The following is a 15,002-nucleotide window of genomic DNA, read 5'->3' as shown; positions in this document are numbered from 1 at the left end:
TTTCTCTTTGCTAGCGTTTCAACGCTGTCTGTAAATTTTCGTTTTTCAAATCACGTACATTATAGCCATCATCAGGGTAGCTACCAAGTGAGCGGAACATTTTTTCTTTCACGCTGTCTAACGCTGCTTGTTTCTGTTCAGAAGTCAAATCTGCTTCTGTCAGTTCTTTGTTTGCTTCTGTTTCTGGCGCTTTCGGTTTATCGTTCTTAGGCTGCTCTTTCTTCGCCTGCTCAAGTTCTTTCGCCTTTTCCTCTTTCAGCTTATCGACAGCTTCCTGTATTGCCTCTTTTTCAGCTCGTGTCTGTAAATCTAGAAAGCCTGCTTGCAGACGTTTACCGTTAGGGAAAGCTAATTCATCCAAGTAATCTAGCTTTTGCTCTTGAATTACCTTGGTAATTGCAGCTCGATAGCTCGGATCGGTTGCGTAATGTAAGATAGCAGAAATAAATTCGTCCCGTGTGCCTGTTTCAAGGTTCATCAAAACTTGCCTTGCTTCTTCGTGATAACCGTTCCACCAAATGCGATCATGTTCAAATAAGCCTATTTCAAAGTTAGCAAATTTGCCGAACAGATCATCGATTGTCACATATTCACCATCGATGTATTCTTTGGTTTCGTAAGTTACAGGCCAAGCTAAATTACGATGTCGGCGCGCCATGTTGTCATGCCACTTCAAGCCAAAGCCATTGTTGTCTAAATCGGCCAATTTGTTAGGGCCATCGCCAGCTTCTATATAAAGCTGAGCGGCTGTAACTGACGGCCAGACACCAGTTTCTCTAGCTGAAGCAATAATTGATTTTTCGTACTTTTTTAAGCGCAACTGGAAATTCATCTCTACTGGCTTATGTTTTTGTTGCCAAATAACTACCCCGATAACAGCGAGTAAAAGCACAACGCTAAAAGCTAAAAAGCTATAGGCTATGCGGGCTTTTTTACTCTGTCTACGTCTAACTTTTGTTCCAGGGCCAGTTTGGAGCTTCGAATTGGCTGGATTTTTCGAAATTGCCTGCGGAGCTTTCGAAAAATCATGTGCAAGCTTGTCCTCAAACTTATTAAAGGAAGTCTTCATGTTAGTTTGTGCTGCCTTAGAGATTGCGCTGAATGGAAAGGTAGAAGCTTTAGGCGAATTTTCAGGCAAATGCTCTATTCTACGTCCTAACGCTTTTGGTTCAGTTAAATTAGCAGCTGCATTTGTTTGGCCATAATTAGCTTGCCACTCAGACTGCCGTCTTTTTTCATCGATCTGGCTAAATTTAAGCAAATTAATTAGACTTGGCTCTTTAATATCAACAAGTGGCTGAAAATCGTCCTTGTTTCGTACTTTAACTGCATCAGTTCCTTGGGGTAAAGTTGGGCTTGAATTGACCTTGTTGGAATTTTTATCTTCTTTTGCTGGTTCGTTACTCATAATATCTCGCAATCATTAAGCTAGATTAATCAATTGCCAAAAGCACTAAAGATTTACTACAATAATAGCACACATCAATATCTATTTAGACTACAAATGGAATCGAGGTTATCTTGAATATGCAACGTGCAGCTGGTTTACTTATGCCAATTACAGCCCTGCCATCACCATACGGTGTAGGTACTTTGGGCCAAGAAGCTCGCAATTTTGTGGACTTTTTGCAGGCAGCCAAACAAACTTACTGGCAAATTTTACCCGTTTGCCCAACTGGTTACGGTGATTCGCCTTATCAATCTTATTCAACTTTCGCAGGCAACCCTTATTGGATTGACCTAGATGATTTGTGTCAAGCAAGTCTTCTCAATCAAGAGGACTATCAGAACATTCATTGGTTCGAATCTGAAAATCGTGTCGATTATGGTCTTCTGTATCAGAATCGCATCAATGTGTTGAAGATTGCTTGTGATCGTTTGAGAAATCACGCTTTATTTGGCGAATTTCAAGCTTTTGTTAATGAAGAAAGTTCATGGCTCAATGCCTATGCCCTATTCATGGTCTTTAAGCAAAAATTCAATGGTCAAGCTTGGCAAACATGGGATGAATATTTCCGTTACTACGATCAAAATAAGCTAGCTAGTTGGCTCCAAGAGTATGCTAATGACGTGTACTATTGGCAAGCAATTCAATTCTTGTTCTTCAAGCAATGGTGGGCTTTGCGTCAATACGCTATTGAGCGTGGCATTAAATTTATCGGTGATTTGCCAATTTATGTAGCTAGCGATAGTGTCGATGTTTGGTCTAATCCAAGTCAATTCATGCTGGATGCTAACTTAAATCCAACTGAAGTAGCTGGTTGCCCACCAGATGGATTCTCACCCGATGGCCAACTTTGGGGCAATCCTCTCTACAATTGGCAAAGCATGCGTGAAGATCGTTATGCTTGGTGGATGCGCCGTTTTGCTCACCAATTCAAAATTTATCAAGTTCTGCGTTTAGACCATTTCCGTGGTTTCGATGCTTTCTATGCCGTACCATTTGGCGATACAACTGCTCGTAATGGTCGCTGGATAACAGGCCCTGGCATTGATTTCTTCAATTGTATTAAAGAGAATTTCCCAAATCAGGAGATGATTGCTGAAAATCTCGGTTTCACGACTGATTCTGTGGTCAAGTTGTTGAACGACTCAGGCTTGCCTGGTATGTATGTGATGGAATTTGCTTTCTTCAACCGAAACGAAAATGCTGACTATCTACCACATAATTTCATTCCAAATTCTTGTGTCTATCTCGGCACGCATGATAATAATTCTGTCATGGGTTGGGCTCGTGATGATGTAAGCGCTGATGTTGTGCAATATGTAAAAGAATATATCAATCTGAATGAGCATGAAGAATTTAACTGGGGCATGATGCGCTCAGCTTGGGCTTCAGTCAGCAATTTGGCTATCATGCAAGTGCAAGATCTGTTAGGTTTAGGTTCTGAAAGTCGCATCAATTTGCCAGCTACACTGGGTAACAACTGGACTTGGCGTATGCAAAAAGGCGCTTTGACCTACGATATAGCAAAGAGAGTTGCTTATTTCATGGATCTATATAAACGTAAGTAATTTCGTATTAAAAATTGAGCCTAGATGTAATGTCTAGGCTCTTTTGCTACATATCCAAACTATCTTCATCTAAAAGAAAATCTAGCAATCCCAACCGTAATATGCCGCAATCGTCAAACCAACTTTTACCATATGACTTTGAAATGACAATTTTCTTAAAATAATCATCAATCGCCTTTAAGGGTCGAAGTTCTGTTAAAACTTTCTCGTCATCATCCATACGTAGTGCCGATTGGATATAATACTTTTTCATACCTTTGCGCGCAATAAAATCAACTTCCAAATCTTTGGCAGCTGATTTACCATTAGTTCCAACTTCTGTAAACTCAATCTTGCCAACATCCACGGCAAAGCCCCGCTCGCGTAACTCGTTATAGATGATATTTTCCATAATATGTGTTTCTTCTTGTTGCCTAAGTCCCAATCTAATATTTCTCAGGCCAATATCGCTGCAATAATATTTAGCTGGATAGTCAAAATAACATTTGCCTTTTATATCGTATCTTTCGGCTTTAGAAAACAAAAAGCTATCTGTTAGGTACCCTAAATATGCACTAATTGTTTCAGAATTAGTGTTTAGGCCTTTTTTGCTGTTTACCGTTCTAGCTATTTTGCTTGCATTGGTAAGTGAGCCGATAGATGAGCAAAGACTACTCGTTAATTCACGCAGTACATTAGGTAGCCGTATATCATAGCGTTCTTCAATATCTTTGAAATAAATTTCTTCAAGCTCATTAAGATATGCATATTTCGCTTCATCACTAGACAAATGTAAAATATACGGCATGCCGCCATACATCATATATTCATCATAAGCTGTGTATTTATCCAGGCCAGAACATTGTACATACTCTTTGAACGATAGAGGGAAAATGTGTAAAGTATCGCCTCTACCTCGAAACTCAGTTAAAACATCTTTAGATAAAAGTTTGGAATTGCTACCTGTAACATATACATCGACATTTTTCAGAGCCAAAAAGCCGTTAAGTACGCTATACAACTTAATCGGTTCATTGTGATTCTTCAATTCTGCTTGTGAGATAGCAAACTGTATTTCATCTAAAAGTAAATAATATTGCTCGTTGGGATCTTTACACACCGCACGTACATATTCAGATAGTTTATAGGGATCTAAAAATTCCCTATTCACATCAATATCCAAAGCAATGGATACTATATTGTCTGGTTTCACGCCTGTGGCAAGCAAATGGTTTCTAAACAGTTCAAACAATACGGTACTCTTACCGCAGCGCCGCATACCAGTAATAACTTTAATTCTGCCATTCCACTTTTTGCGTATAAGTGCATTAACATATTTGTCTCTGTTAAAAAGCATCTGTAACTCCCCGAAAGCTAGCGTAGCATCTACTGAATTCAAGTTAAATTATAGCATGCTAACCGAAAGTTTCCTATAATATAGGAAAAGTTCCGATTAGAGTTTTTAATTGGATATTTTACATAAGTTAATGCTAAAATAGTTCAAATACCTTATGGCCTAAATTTGAGCTTTAGGTAAGAGAAAGGATAACTCGAAGCATGCAATCTATCATCGGTAAAAACTATGTTGATCACCCTATTTTTGCTGACTTGCGCGCCCTCCTCAAATCTTGCAGCCAACGTTATGCTGAACATGATGCTTACGTCTATCGTTTGCAATCTAAAGGGCCATCTGTACACAAAACTTATCAACAATTTTGGGATGATATTCAGGCCTTAGGCACGGGATTTTTATTAAGTAATTTGGTTAGTTTGCCTGATAAGTTCCAAACACAATCAATTGCTACACCTGCGATTAAGCCTGCTAATTACGGCCAAGCTGGCTCTTGCTGTGACTTAGATACCAAACGGCATAGAATAGCTGTCATTGGTGAAAACTCCTACCCTTGGATTGTGCAACACAATGCAAACTTATTTGGGTTGGGCATTTCTGTACCTTTGGACAAGCAATTATCCTTAGAAGAATTGAAAGCACTTTTACAACGCGCCAATGTCGATATAATCTGCTTTGATGCTAAGCATTATCCAATGATTGCCGAAATTAGAGCAAGCTTACCTAATTTGAAGCATTTTGTCGTTTTGGATGACAGCAACCTAGCCCATAAGCTTAAAGCTGAGGATGCTTCTTTCGAAGATTTCAATGAACTCATGGAAATGGGTCATGCAGCAATTAAAGCTGGTGACAAGCGCTTTTCAGAGATATACATTGATCCTGATCTGCCTGCATCGCTTATTTTCACTTCTGGCACTTCTGCCCAATCTAAAGGCGTTCTCCTCAGTCACCGTAACATTGCTTTCAATGCAAGTCAGGCTGCTAGATTGCTCGATATTAAAGAAGGAACACGGGCTCTCTCGCTCTTACCTTTACACCATACTTTCGAAAACACATGCGGTTTGTATGGTTTGTGGAACTACGGTATTTCTACGCATATCAACGATAATTTGCGCTATGTTGCTTATAATCTGCAAGATTGGAAGATTCAATTCATCCTCTGTGTGCCTGCGATTGTTGAAGCTCTCTACAAACAAATTTGGCGCACAATTAAGAAGCAAAAACGACAACGTCAGTTTGAATTAGCCCGCATGGCTAGCCACAGTATGCTGAAAATCGGCATCGATAATCGCCGGCAAATTTTCAAGCAGGTACTGGATCAATTAGGTGATTTACGCTGGATGGTTGTCGGTGCAGCTGCCTTAGATCCAACTATCGCCTCATTCTTCAACGATATTGGTATTGAACTTTGGACAGGTTACGGCTTAACAGAATCATCTCCGCTCATTTCTTGCAATAATCAAGAGTTGAACATGATTAGCTCGGTTGGTGTCGTTTGCCCAGATTTGGAGTTAAAGATAGATTCAGCTGAACAGCCAAGTCACTACGAAAATACAGCTGACAATAGCGGTTTGAACAAGTTTAACTTGTTCCGTTTCTTTTATCCAAATACAGAACCTGTCAAAGGTGAAATTTGCGTAAGAGGCAAAAACGTTATGCTCGGCTATTTTGAAAATAGTAAAGAGACTAAAGAAGCTATTGATAGCGAGGGCTGGTTACATACTGGTGATGTTGGCTACTTGAATGAGCAAGGCTGTCTGTATATTACAGGCCGTATGAAGTCGATGATTGTCTTAACAAACGGTAAGAAAGTTTTCCCGGAGGAGATTGAAGCCAAACTGTGTCATATCCCAGGTGTAAAAAATGCACTCTGTTGGGGTGAAGCTAACAGTCGTGAGCAAATTGACGTGATCTGTAAGTTACATCTTAGTCCTGAGGCTTTGCCAGCTACATGTACAAGCGGCGAACTTGATCCGAACACAAAATTAAATCACGCTGCAGTTAGTCAGTATCTGTTAGGTGAAATAGATAAGTTAAATACGCAATTAGCCGTCTACAAGTATATTCGCTATTGTGTTTTCACTTTGGATGACTTCATGATGACAACTACACTCAAAATTAAACGCGCTAAGGAAATTGAGCGTACACATAACGCATTAAAGACTTTGAATTGCACGTTTAAAGAAATGCACGGTAAATATTTAGGCTCTAATGATGCAAAATAAGGCAAGAACTTATGATCTAGCTGTAATTGGAGCTGGAGCTTCCGGCTTGTTCACGTGTGCCTTAATTGAACTTATTTGTGCTGGCAAATTAGAACAGGCGCTTGAAAGAGCTTATGTTGAGGCTGATTTGTTAAAAGCTTGGCAACCGGTGCTTGCAAAAGCTAGCTTTTATCAAGATTTAAGCATTGTCCTCATTGAAGGACAAGCTAAAGCCGGGAAAAAGCTGTGTTTAACCGGCGGTGGGCGCTGCAACCTTGCAAGTAACTTAAGTGGTTTAGAGCTTCTTAAACAATATCATGAAGCTTTTAACTTTTTAAGGCCAACTTGGTCTTATTTTAGCCCTAATCTCTTGCGTTCTTTGCTATTTAGTATGGGCATCAGCACTTATTGGGATGAAAAAGGCCGCCTCTACCCTGTATCTAATTCAGCGAAAAGTGTACGGGATCAGCTGTTAGCTTATGCTTCTCAAAATCCAAATTTGGCTATTGTTTATCAGACGCAAATTCAAGCTATCAAGCCTTTGGCTGAGGCTAATTCTATAACTAATGAACCAAATGCTTTTCGTTTGAAAAGTGCTAATAACGAGTTCGTTGCTAAACGAGTTATCCTCGCAAGTGGCGGCTTCAGCGTACCTAACACAGGTTCTAATGGGGAATTAGCGAATGCTTTAGCTAAATTAGCTGATTTCAACTGTACTTTGGTAGAGCCGAAAGCTGCTTTAGCGCCCCTCATTTGGCAGGGGCAAGCTAAGTTTCCCCTCTCTAATCTAGCTGGCATCAGTCTGCACGATGTAAAATTAACGCTACAAGTTAAAGCTACAACTGAAGCTAAGCGCCAATATTTACGCCGGTTTGGGCGTGAGTTAGTGCATGCAAGTAGCGGTGATCTTCTCATCACTAAGCAAGGTTTATCTGGGCCTGTGGCTTTGAATATCTCACGTTTTTTCACAGCTCAGCTTGCAAATGAATTGACAGTTGAGTTTTTGTCGGAAGCTAATTTAGCTAGCTTAAAGCAAGCTACTAATGAGAAGCTAAAAGCAAAAAGTGCTGAAACTTTGGCTAAAGTCTGGCAGCAAGTTTGTCCTTTGCCTGCCCGTCTGTTGGATTATCTCTGGACGGCAGCGCCTAATTATCCTAAACGTAGCTTAAAAGTTTTTACAGAAACAGATTTGGCGGAAGCTTATAAGATTTTCACTTGGTCGTGTAATAATTTCGTTGTAGCGCCCTTACAGAAAGCCACGGCTACTTGTGGCGGAATAGCTTTAACTGAGCTTGATCCTAAGTCTTTGGCATTAAAAGCGATGCCAAATTGTTATGTCGTGGGTGAGCTTATGAATGTCGATGCTAATTGTGGCGGGTTCAATCTGCTACACGCTTTTGCAAGTAGTAGTTTGGTTGTGCGTGCTCTAGTTTAGCGTTCTTAGGTTAGGCGTTCTTTGCAACGCAAGCAGTTGCGTATCAATTTGCGTTTCAGTTTGCAACGCAAATTAAAGAGCGTTGCAGGACGAGAATTTAAGGCGCTGACTAGACAAAAAGGCTGCATATCACACCTTGGCAGCCTCGCTTTTCAGCTAAATCTTTGCTGAGTGCCATAGCACATACCCGTGGATTAGCTTATACAAGCTATAAACAATAAACCTTGTCGAACAATTCCTTGTATACATCTGAGCGATTATGGCTGATCAAGACCAAGGTTCTGTCTGTTTGCAACAAAAGATGGGTTAATTCCTGTTCACTGGCAGCATCGACATTGGCAAATATCTCATCTAGCAAAAGAATTTCCTTAGGTGAATTAAGAGCCCGAGCCAGGGCAACTCTAGCTTGCTGACCTTGACTTAGATTGCGACCGTTAAAGTCAACTTGTTTGTCGCTAAACGCTTTTACAACATCCTTTGCCATTTCTGACACAGCCTTATCTGAGCTTATTGCCACATTTTCTAAGACGCTAGCCTTAAAAGCTTTAGAATTAGCGCCATAATAAATAAGCTGACTAGTATCTACCTGCGCCAGATCTAAACCATCTAGGAAAAACATTTTCTTTGGGCGTGGCAACTCACCAGCCAACAATTTTAATAACGTGGATTTGCCCGAAGCATTATCACCCAGCAAAAGATATTTCTTGCCTTTCTCTATCGTTAAACTGATATGCGGTAATTGGAAACTACCAATTTGATAATCTAAGTTACGCACTTCAAGCTGCTTGAAATCAACCGCTTCTAAGCTCTTTTTAGGTTCATCTACAAAGAATTTATCTAACTTGCTTATTAAATGTTTAGACGAGCGAATGTTGATAATCTGATAAATAATATCCCGCGTCGGAATAGCAACTAAATCGACAAAGGCCAACATTGCAATTAGTGAAGATAAGGCAAGCTGCGTACTCGCCACTAAAAACAGGCCCAAAGCAAAAGTAACGATATTAATTAAGTATAAAGTAGATGCAGAAAAAATATTGCTCAGTGCCATGCAATCTACTAAGGAACGTTGCTCTTTCTCGAATGCGAAATTATAGTTGGCAAATATCTGGCTAAATTTCGGGCAACTGTTTACATCATAAACTTCATGCGCAGCTAACAAATCATTCAGCGCATCTATAAAATAAGCTTCGGCTTGACTGAACTCACGTCGCCTAACGCTTAATCGGTCGCCAAGTAACTGTGGCAAAAGTAATGCCAACAAACAAGCTAGAATCAGCGCCAATGCCAACAATAAATTCAGATAAATCATATATGACAAGTAAATGGCTAAAGAAATCAAACTAACTGCTAACTGGACATAACACAAAATATAATTAACGTAAATGTTCTCCAAGTCGTTGGTCAAAGCGTTAATATAATGACCAGCTTGCTGCTGATTAAACACAGCATGGGGCAAACATAAAATCTTCTTAAATAAGTGAGTTCGCACATCTAAGCCGTAAACTTGTTGTAGTTTGTTGAAGCTAATTTTTTTGGCATATTCAGCCAGCAAAAACATGGCAATTGCCATAACATAAACACAAGAATAAATAACTGCTTGCTTAATGCTTAAGCGGGCATAGCTGTCTAAGACAATTTTGGTCATATAGGGAACAATTGATATGCATGCAACACTTAAACCTGTCGAAAGTAAAACAGCAAATATAACTCGCCGATAGCGCCAAAAACATTGCCTAAAATTCATAATTTCCCTCTTTCTATATACTTTACTTATACATGGTTGGCTTATTCAGCTGAGCTTACCCTTATTCATCTTTCAATTCTGAAGCTAAATAGGCATCGCTCATACAGTGCATATCGCTTACCCCTTTACTCATAAGTTGATACAAAACAGAATGATAAAAAATAAAGAGTGCCTTTTCTAACGACAAGCCATTTTGTTTGGCAAAGAGCTCTATCACACGGGCATACTTTTTTTGCAATAAAATGGGATTTGCTCTCATAACTCAATACTCCCCTTAAATCTTAAAAAAGCAATTGCCTCTTTTGTTCTAAATGCAAATTGCAAATTTGGTTTTTCATACTGCAAGCTTTTAATAGCCTCTATTTTATTAATTAGTTTAGCAATATAAAGTTCAATTGTATTAAATACTTTATCATTTGCAACGCCACCAATTACCAAATCATAATTCGTGGTATTTTTTCCTTGGCGACAATTGATAATAAAGTTCAACCAAGCTTCTGAATACGTTGTAAAATTCAACACATTCAACTGGTGATATGCAAGTTCATTAAATTCATAACAATACAATGACTTTCTCACCACGAGCCTTGAACTTTCTACTCCACTTTTCAGCTTGCTCGTAAATTGGTGTTGTATAAAAGCCACGACCAAAATCAAGATTGGACCTCGAATGTTCCAAATCAGGCTTTTCGACTTTAACAAATGAGCCATGATAAAGTATCATAACTTAACACCCTTTTTCTGCATAACGTCTATTATATCTTCTACTATATACTCCTTAGATTGCGTGTGTAAAACCTCATATTCTGAAATTATATACGTATTTAATATATCAGCCTGCTCGGTTAAAGCAACATATACCTTAGCAGCATTTACTTTTAACTTAGCAGCCACGCTTTCAATACAAAATATCGCAAACTCTAATTGTTCACTACGCATAAATTCACTTACCCTTTAAACAACTTAGCCACAATATAATCGCCCAAATGTGGGAAGAAATGATACACCGCGTCTGCTAATTGCAAACTGAATGGCAGATTAATCTCACGCTTAGAAGTGCCAATTGCTTTGACAATTTTCCTAGCCACGGCTATCGGTTGTACAAGAAAAGGCTTAATCGGTTGCAAATAACCGCCTGATTTATCCGCGCGCTCGAAGAACGCTGTTGCAACAGGCCCTGGATTCACCGTTGTTATATGAATATCTGTCTTATATAGCTCCAAACGCAAAACATTCATGTACGACAAAATAGCGCTCTTGCTAGCTGAATAGCTAGCTGCCTCTGGGGTAGGCAATTTAGCATCTTGCGAAGCTATTGTGATGATATGCCCTTTGTTCTGTTGAAGCATCTTTCTAATTACAGTATGTGTCAAAGCAAGCGTGGCAAAGAAATTAACCTGAAACATAGTTTGTATTTCAACTTCACTTAATTCAAGGAAAGGGCGCATCAAGCCATAGCCTGCACAGTTAATCAGAGCTTCTATGTCTGTCTCTTGTTCTAATCTAGCTAACACACTATCAACGTCAGCTTTTTTGGCAAAGTCTGCAACAATGAACTCACTATTCTCGCCGCACATATGAGCCACTTCTTCTAGGCGCTCAACATTTCGGCCAAGTAAGATCGTCCTAGCGCCAGCTTGGGCACACAACAAGGCCACTTCCTTGCCAATGCCTGAGCTTGCGCCTGTAATTACAATTGTTTGCCCTGCCAAATTCCGAGTCAAGTTAAAGCTGACCATATGCGCTCCCCCCCATTTACTTAAGAAATTGCGTTAAAGGTTATACCACTTAATCTCATTAGCAGCTAATTCAAGCTCAAACTTGCTGCCATCGCCCCGATAAACAGTTGTGCTTTGTGGCTCATAGGTATTATTCACGACACAATATTTGCCATTTTCAACATAGGCATGTACTTCCACATTGTAATTCGTGCTGAACCATTTGTGTAAGTCGTTTTCGGCCTGACAAGCCCACAAAATTGCCCGGTACAATAGACGATTGTTCGCAAAGCTGTAAGGTAAGCTACTTATATACACGCTACGGCCATGACCATATTCGTTGACTGCTAACTGCACAGATTTTGCTTGCATAGCCAAAATCTTGGTATCAGGATAAGCAAAAATATCCAACTTGCCACGGCCAAAATCAAGCTCTTTTAGCTGATCTTCTAAGATAAAATGCTCACTTAAAACTGTCTGATTATATTTGTCATAGTTCAAAGTTAAGCCCGTTTCTTCCTCGACACCTAAGACGCTACCTAATTGGAAATAGCGGCCCTGGTACTGATGCGCTGTTGGTTCGCCTATGCCAATGAAAGCGCCACCATTTGCGACAAACTCACGCAAAATCGCCCCAATTTCTGGTGTTTCCCAGATTTTGCCACCTGTATGGGCTGTATCAGCATCACCCACGTTAATTACAAGGTCGATTGATTTCAACAAGTTAGGATCTGCCAGAATATCGTTAAAGCTGATGAAGTTGACGTCAAACGGCGCGCCAGCTAAAGCCTCGATCACGCCGGCATAGCCATAGTTTTTGTCATGATAAATTGCATGATGTACCATGTGACAACCCCAAGCTCGCATCTTGCCCCAGCTATTTAGCACAGCCACACGCTTAAACGTGAAAGGTGTACAGTTTTTGACATTGGCGCTAAGCTCACGAAATTCTTCGCAAACATCAGCAATATAATCAATGAAATCAGGATGTTCATAAGCCAATTTGATATAGCCGCCGTAGCCGATACGGTCAATTGGCTTACGCAAGATAGCTCGTCTAGCTGTTACCCAATTCACTTTGGCCTCTTTGACCGGGTCAGAGCCAAGATAGAAGCTATCTGGGAAAAAGTAAGGTAAGAAACGGCCCTCTGTGTACTTCAAGCCTGGTATATCAGAAATTAAGCGCAAGGTGCTACCATTGCCGACACTGCCAACCACTGCATCAACACCAGCTGTCTGGAATTGTGGCATAAACGGCTCGCAACCGATGAAATGGTCGCCTAAGAACATCATGGCTTCTTTGCCATAGCTATGCACAATGTCCGTCATTTCTTTCATTAAAGCAGCTACTTCTTCCCTTTGGAAAGCCATGAAATCAAGATACTGTTTGGACGGCACGCGATATTGGTTGTTGTAGTAACCTTGATCGACAATATACTCGGCTCTGAACTTGTAGCCAACTTTTTGCTCAAATTTCTCTAAAATATAAGGGCTAACAGAGAAAGAATAGCCGTACCAATCAACATATTTTTCCCGTCTAAGTTCATCAAAGACTAGGGTAAAAAGATGGAAGAAAGTCGTAAAGCGCACAACTTGTACATACGGGTGTTTCTCTAAGTAATTACGCAAACGCTCCAACGTAAAAGCATGGGTCTTAGGCTGTCTAACATCAAATGGTATCTGATGTTCAACATTCTGCCAACTGTTGACCACGGCATTGTACATGTGGACTGGATCCCAAATGAGATAGGCTAAGAAGCTGACGCTGTATTCGTGGTAGAGCTTGCAATCTGTGATAATAACGCTTTTGGTTTTGGCCTCGTACTGCCATTTATCGGCTGCTACTAAATCGCCAGTTGAGCGGTCGATAACTTCCCACCAGCGTTTAATATCATCATGGTCATTAACTTCTAACAAATCAGGGCTTAAGCCTGTCATAAGCGGAATACTAAGCTCGTTAGAGGTTGCCAAAGTAAACTTCGTCACGATATAGCACTGTTGACGCTCGTCTAAATTCGCTTTTGCCCATTGATTGTCCTTACGGGTTGTGTAATAAGTAGCATAAATTTTGGCGCCTATATTCTTCAATTCATCTGGAAATTCTGTGCCATCACAATCGCGAATTGCATCTGCGCCTAATCGCTTATATACATCTAAAGTTTCTTTGACAGCGTCTAAATCTGTCGGTATCGTCACTAAGCCTCTTTGCTGCATCTTTAACTTGCCTCCACTAATCCCCATTGGCTGTATTTTGTTAATATAACAAAATTTGCTCTGCATTTCTATGGCAAATTTAATCTATTTTCAACAAAAAACAGCTCTAGGTTGGCTGTCAACGCATCACCTAAAGCTGTTCTCTACTGCTTGTCTAACTAAAAATAGATGGGCTAGTTTGGTGCCACTGGAACCGTCGCGGCCGTTTCAGACTTTTGGAGCGGTTCAGTCTTTTGAGGCCGTTTTAGCTGGTTCAGCATTTGAAGTTGCTACTTTGCTTTGGCCCTGGCTGACTTTGGAGAAGAGCAAAATCGCAGCGATGATAATCACAATGCCCGTAATTTCTGCCACGGTAAAGCATTTGCCAAAAATAAAGATAGAAAATACAGATACGAGAAGTGGCTCTAAAGCGGTAAACAAGCTCGCCATGCTAGAGGGTATGTACATCGTACTTTGCAAGTAAGCTAAGAAAGCTACAGCCGTACCAAAGGTAATAGTCACGAACAAATAAGCAAAGAGTTTGCCATCTAAAGGCACGTTCAAGCTATACAGCGGGCTCACGAACTGAAAGGCCGCACCTGCAATTAGCATGCCAAAGCCGACAACTGGTGCTGCGCCATAGCGCACGATTAAAGGTTGAGGCAACAAGGTGTAAAGCACTACGCCAAGAGCGCAAGCTAAGCCGAAGAACAAGGCGGTACTTGAGACATTCAAACGGCTAAAGTGGCCATCTGTTACAAGCAGAACGACGCCAAAAATAGCAGCCAAGATTAAACTTAAATCAAGCAATCTTAACTGCTTATAACCGCGAATCAATTCATAAACATACAACATAACTGGAGCTGTAAACTGAATAATGGTGGCAAGTGAAGCGGTGCTACATTCAATCGTCTTGAAGAATGTGTACTGCACAAAGCCCATACCGAGGAAAGCAAAGCAAACTAAACGTGTGATGGCAAATTTGTTTCGGAAAACAGCCAAGACATCATCATGTTTAAGCCAACTGTAAACTAAAATACACAATCCTCCGAGCATCATACGGCAACTGACCAACCATTCGGCACTGATGCCGTAATCTAAGATCAGCTGCGCCATAACGCCAGAAAAGCCCCATAAACCGCCACCAAAAGCTGCTAGGAGCATGCCTTTTGTTTTTGTATTATTTGTCATATATCTATCTGTCAAATCTCTAACTTTCTACAAGATCCGCGCGTTATTCTAGCACATGTAGATAAAATTGTTTACCATTTAATGGCGATTAATTTGTCCGATTTGGCAAAATCTAAAAACGCAAGTAGAGAAAAGTCTGGGAATCAGAATATTAAACTAGGCTATGTAA

At 40.3% G+C, this 15,002-nt stretch carries 11 protein-coding genes and 1 pseudogene; 3 read left to right on the top strand and 9 right to left on the bottom strand.

What is annotated here, in order from left to right:
- Positions 1-10 precede the first annotated feature (10 nt).
- Entirely contained in the window at positions 11-1,408 is a 1,398-nt protein-coding gene (locus PYS62_RS01195; protein ID WP_066714547.1) for a glucosaminidase domain-containing protein, read from the bottom strand.
- 113 nt (positions 1,409-1,521) lie between these two features.
- On the opposite strand from PYS62_RS01195, the gene malQ reads away from it, so the two are divergent.
- On the top strand, positions 1,522-3,015 hold the full coding sequence (gene malQ / locus PYS62_RS01190; RefSeq protein ID WP_315573108.1) for a 4-alpha-glucanotransferase: 1,494 nt from the start codon (positions 1,522-1,524) through the stop codon (positions 3,013-3,015).
- Positions 3,016-3,061: 46 nt separating this feature from the next.
- Here malQ and PYS62_RS01185 read toward each other — a convergent pair whose 3' ends face one another.
- Positions 3,062-4,351, bottom strand: a complete 1,290-nt coding sequence (locus PYS62_RS01185) for an ATP-binding protein (protein ID WP_066714549.1) — start codon at positions 4,349-4,351, stop codon at positions 3,062-3,064.
- 200 nt (positions 4,352-4,551) lie between these two features.
- Between PYS62_RS01185 and PYS62_RS01180 the strand changes: the two genes are divergently transcribed.
- On the top strand, positions 4,552-6,570 hold the full coding sequence (locus tag PYS62_RS01180) for an AMP-binding protein (RefSeq protein WP_066714551.1): 2,019 nt from the start codon (positions 4,552-4,554) through the stop codon (positions 6,568-6,570).
- Positions 6,557-7,984, top strand: coding sequence for an aminoacetone oxidase family FAD-binding enzyme (locus PYS62_RS01175; RefSeq protein ID WP_066714553.1), 1,428 nt, complete (start codon positions 6,557-6,559; stop codon positions 7,982-7,984). Before PYS62_RS01180 ends, PYS62_RS01175 begins: the two co-directional genes overlap by 14 nt.
- Positions 7,985-8,192: 208 nt before the next feature.
- Here the strand turns inward: PYS62_RS01175 and PYS62_RS01170 are convergent, their stop codons facing one another.
- From PYS62_RS01170 to PYS62_RS01135, 7 genes and pseudogenes are all read right to left on the bottom strand, one after another.
- Positions 8,193-9,731: an ATP-binding cassette domain-containing protein gene (locus tag PYS62_RS01170; RefSeq protein WP_066714555.1), complete on the bottom strand. Its 1,539-nt coding sequence runs from the start codon at positions 9,729-9,731 to the stop codon at positions 8,193-8,195.
- A 61-nt stretch (positions 9,732-9,792) separates the two neighbouring features.
- Complete coding sequence (locus tag PYS62_RS01165) at positions 9,793-9,990, bottom strand: DUF3791 domain-containing protein (protein ID WP_066714557.1); 198 nt, start codon at positions 9,988-9,990, stop codon at positions 9,793-9,795.
- Positions 9,987-10,455: pseudogene (locus PYS62_RS01160) on the bottom strand (DUF3990 domain-containing protein). The gene PYS62_RS01165 and the pseudogene PYS62_RS01160 overlap by 4 nt, the downstream one beginning before the upstream one ends.
- Positions 10,452-10,670 carry a DUF3791 domain-containing protein gene (locus PYS62_RS01150; protein WP_066714559.1) on the bottom strand — a complete coding sequence of 73 codons (219 nt, stop codon included), beginning with the start codon at positions 10,668-10,670 and terminating at the stop codon, positions 10,452-10,454. Before PYS62_RS01150 ends, PYS62_RS01160 begins: the two are co-directional and overlap by 4 nt.
- 8 nt (positions 10,671-10,678) lie before the next feature.
- The gene (locus PYS62_RS01145) at positions 10,679-11,470 is read right to left on the bottom strand and encodes an SDR family NAD(P)-dependent oxidoreductase (RefSeq protein WP_066714561.1); all 792 of its coding nucleotides are present in this window, start codon (positions 11,468-11,470) and stop codon (positions 10,679-10,681) included.
- A gap of 33 nt (positions 11,471-11,503) precedes the next feature.
- Positions 11,504-13,663 (bottom strand): 1,3-beta-galactosyl-N-acetylhexosamine phosphorylase, encoded by a 2,160-nt coding sequence (gnpA, locus tag PYS62_RS01140; RefSeq protein ID WP_082714362.1) that lies wholly within the window; start codon positions 13,661-13,663, stop codon positions 11,504-11,506.
- A gap of 225 nt (positions 13,664-13,888) precedes the next feature.
- Complete coding sequence (locus tag PYS62_RS01135) at positions 13,889-14,833, bottom strand: DMT family transporter (RefSeq protein ID WP_066714565.1); 945 nt, start codon at positions 14,831-14,833, stop codon at positions 13,889-13,891.
- Positions 14,834-15,002: the final 169 nt, after the last annotated feature.

It is taken from the genome of Amygdalobacter nucleatus (genome assembly GCF_029167365.1).
GTDB lineage: Bacteria > Bacillota > Clostridia > Saccharofermentanales > Fastidiosipilaceae > Amygdalobacter > Amygdalobacter nucleatus.
This window is presented reverse-complemented; position numbering and strand designations above follow the sequence as displayed.

Coding starts and splice junctions, on each gene's coding strand:
- PYS62_RS01195 (WP_066714547.1), bottom strand. CDS start 1,408: ATGAGTAACGAACCAGCAAAAGAAGATAAAAATTCCAACAAGGTCAAT.
- PYS62_RS01185 (WP_066714549.1), bottom strand. CDS start 4,351: ATGCTTTTTAACAGAGACAAATATGTTAATGCACTTATACGCAAAAAG.
- PYS62_RS01180 (WP_066714551.1), top strand. CDS start 4,552: ATGCAATCTATCATCGGTAAAAACTATGTTGATCACCCTATTTTTGCT.
- PYS62_RS01175 (WP_066714553.1), top strand. CDS start 6,557: ATGATGCAAAATAAGGCAAGAACTTATGATCTAGCTGTAATTGGAGCT.
- PYS62_RS01170 (WP_066714555.1), bottom strand. CDS start 9,731: ATGAATTTTAGGCAATGTTTTTGGCGCTATCGGCGAGTTATATTTGCT.
- PYS62_RS01165 (WP_066714557.1), bottom strand. CDS start 9,990: ATGAGAGCAAATCCCATTTTATTGCAAAAAAAGTATGCCCGTGTGATA.
- PYS62_RS01150 (WP_066714559.1), bottom strand. CDS start 10,670: ATGCGTAGTGAACAATTAGAGTTTGCGATATTTTGTATTGAAAGCGTG.
- PYS62_RS01145 (WP_066714561.1), bottom strand. CDS start 11,470: ATGGTCAGCTTTAACTTGACTCGGAATTTGGCAGGGCAAACAATTGTA.
- gnpA (WP_082714362.1), bottom strand. CDS start 13,663: ATGCAGCAAAGAGGCTTAGTGACGATACCGACAGATTTAGACGCTGTC.
- PYS62_RS01135 (WP_066714565.1), bottom strand. CDS start 14,833: ATGACAAATAATACAAAAACAAAAGGCATGCTCCTAGCAGCTTTTGGT.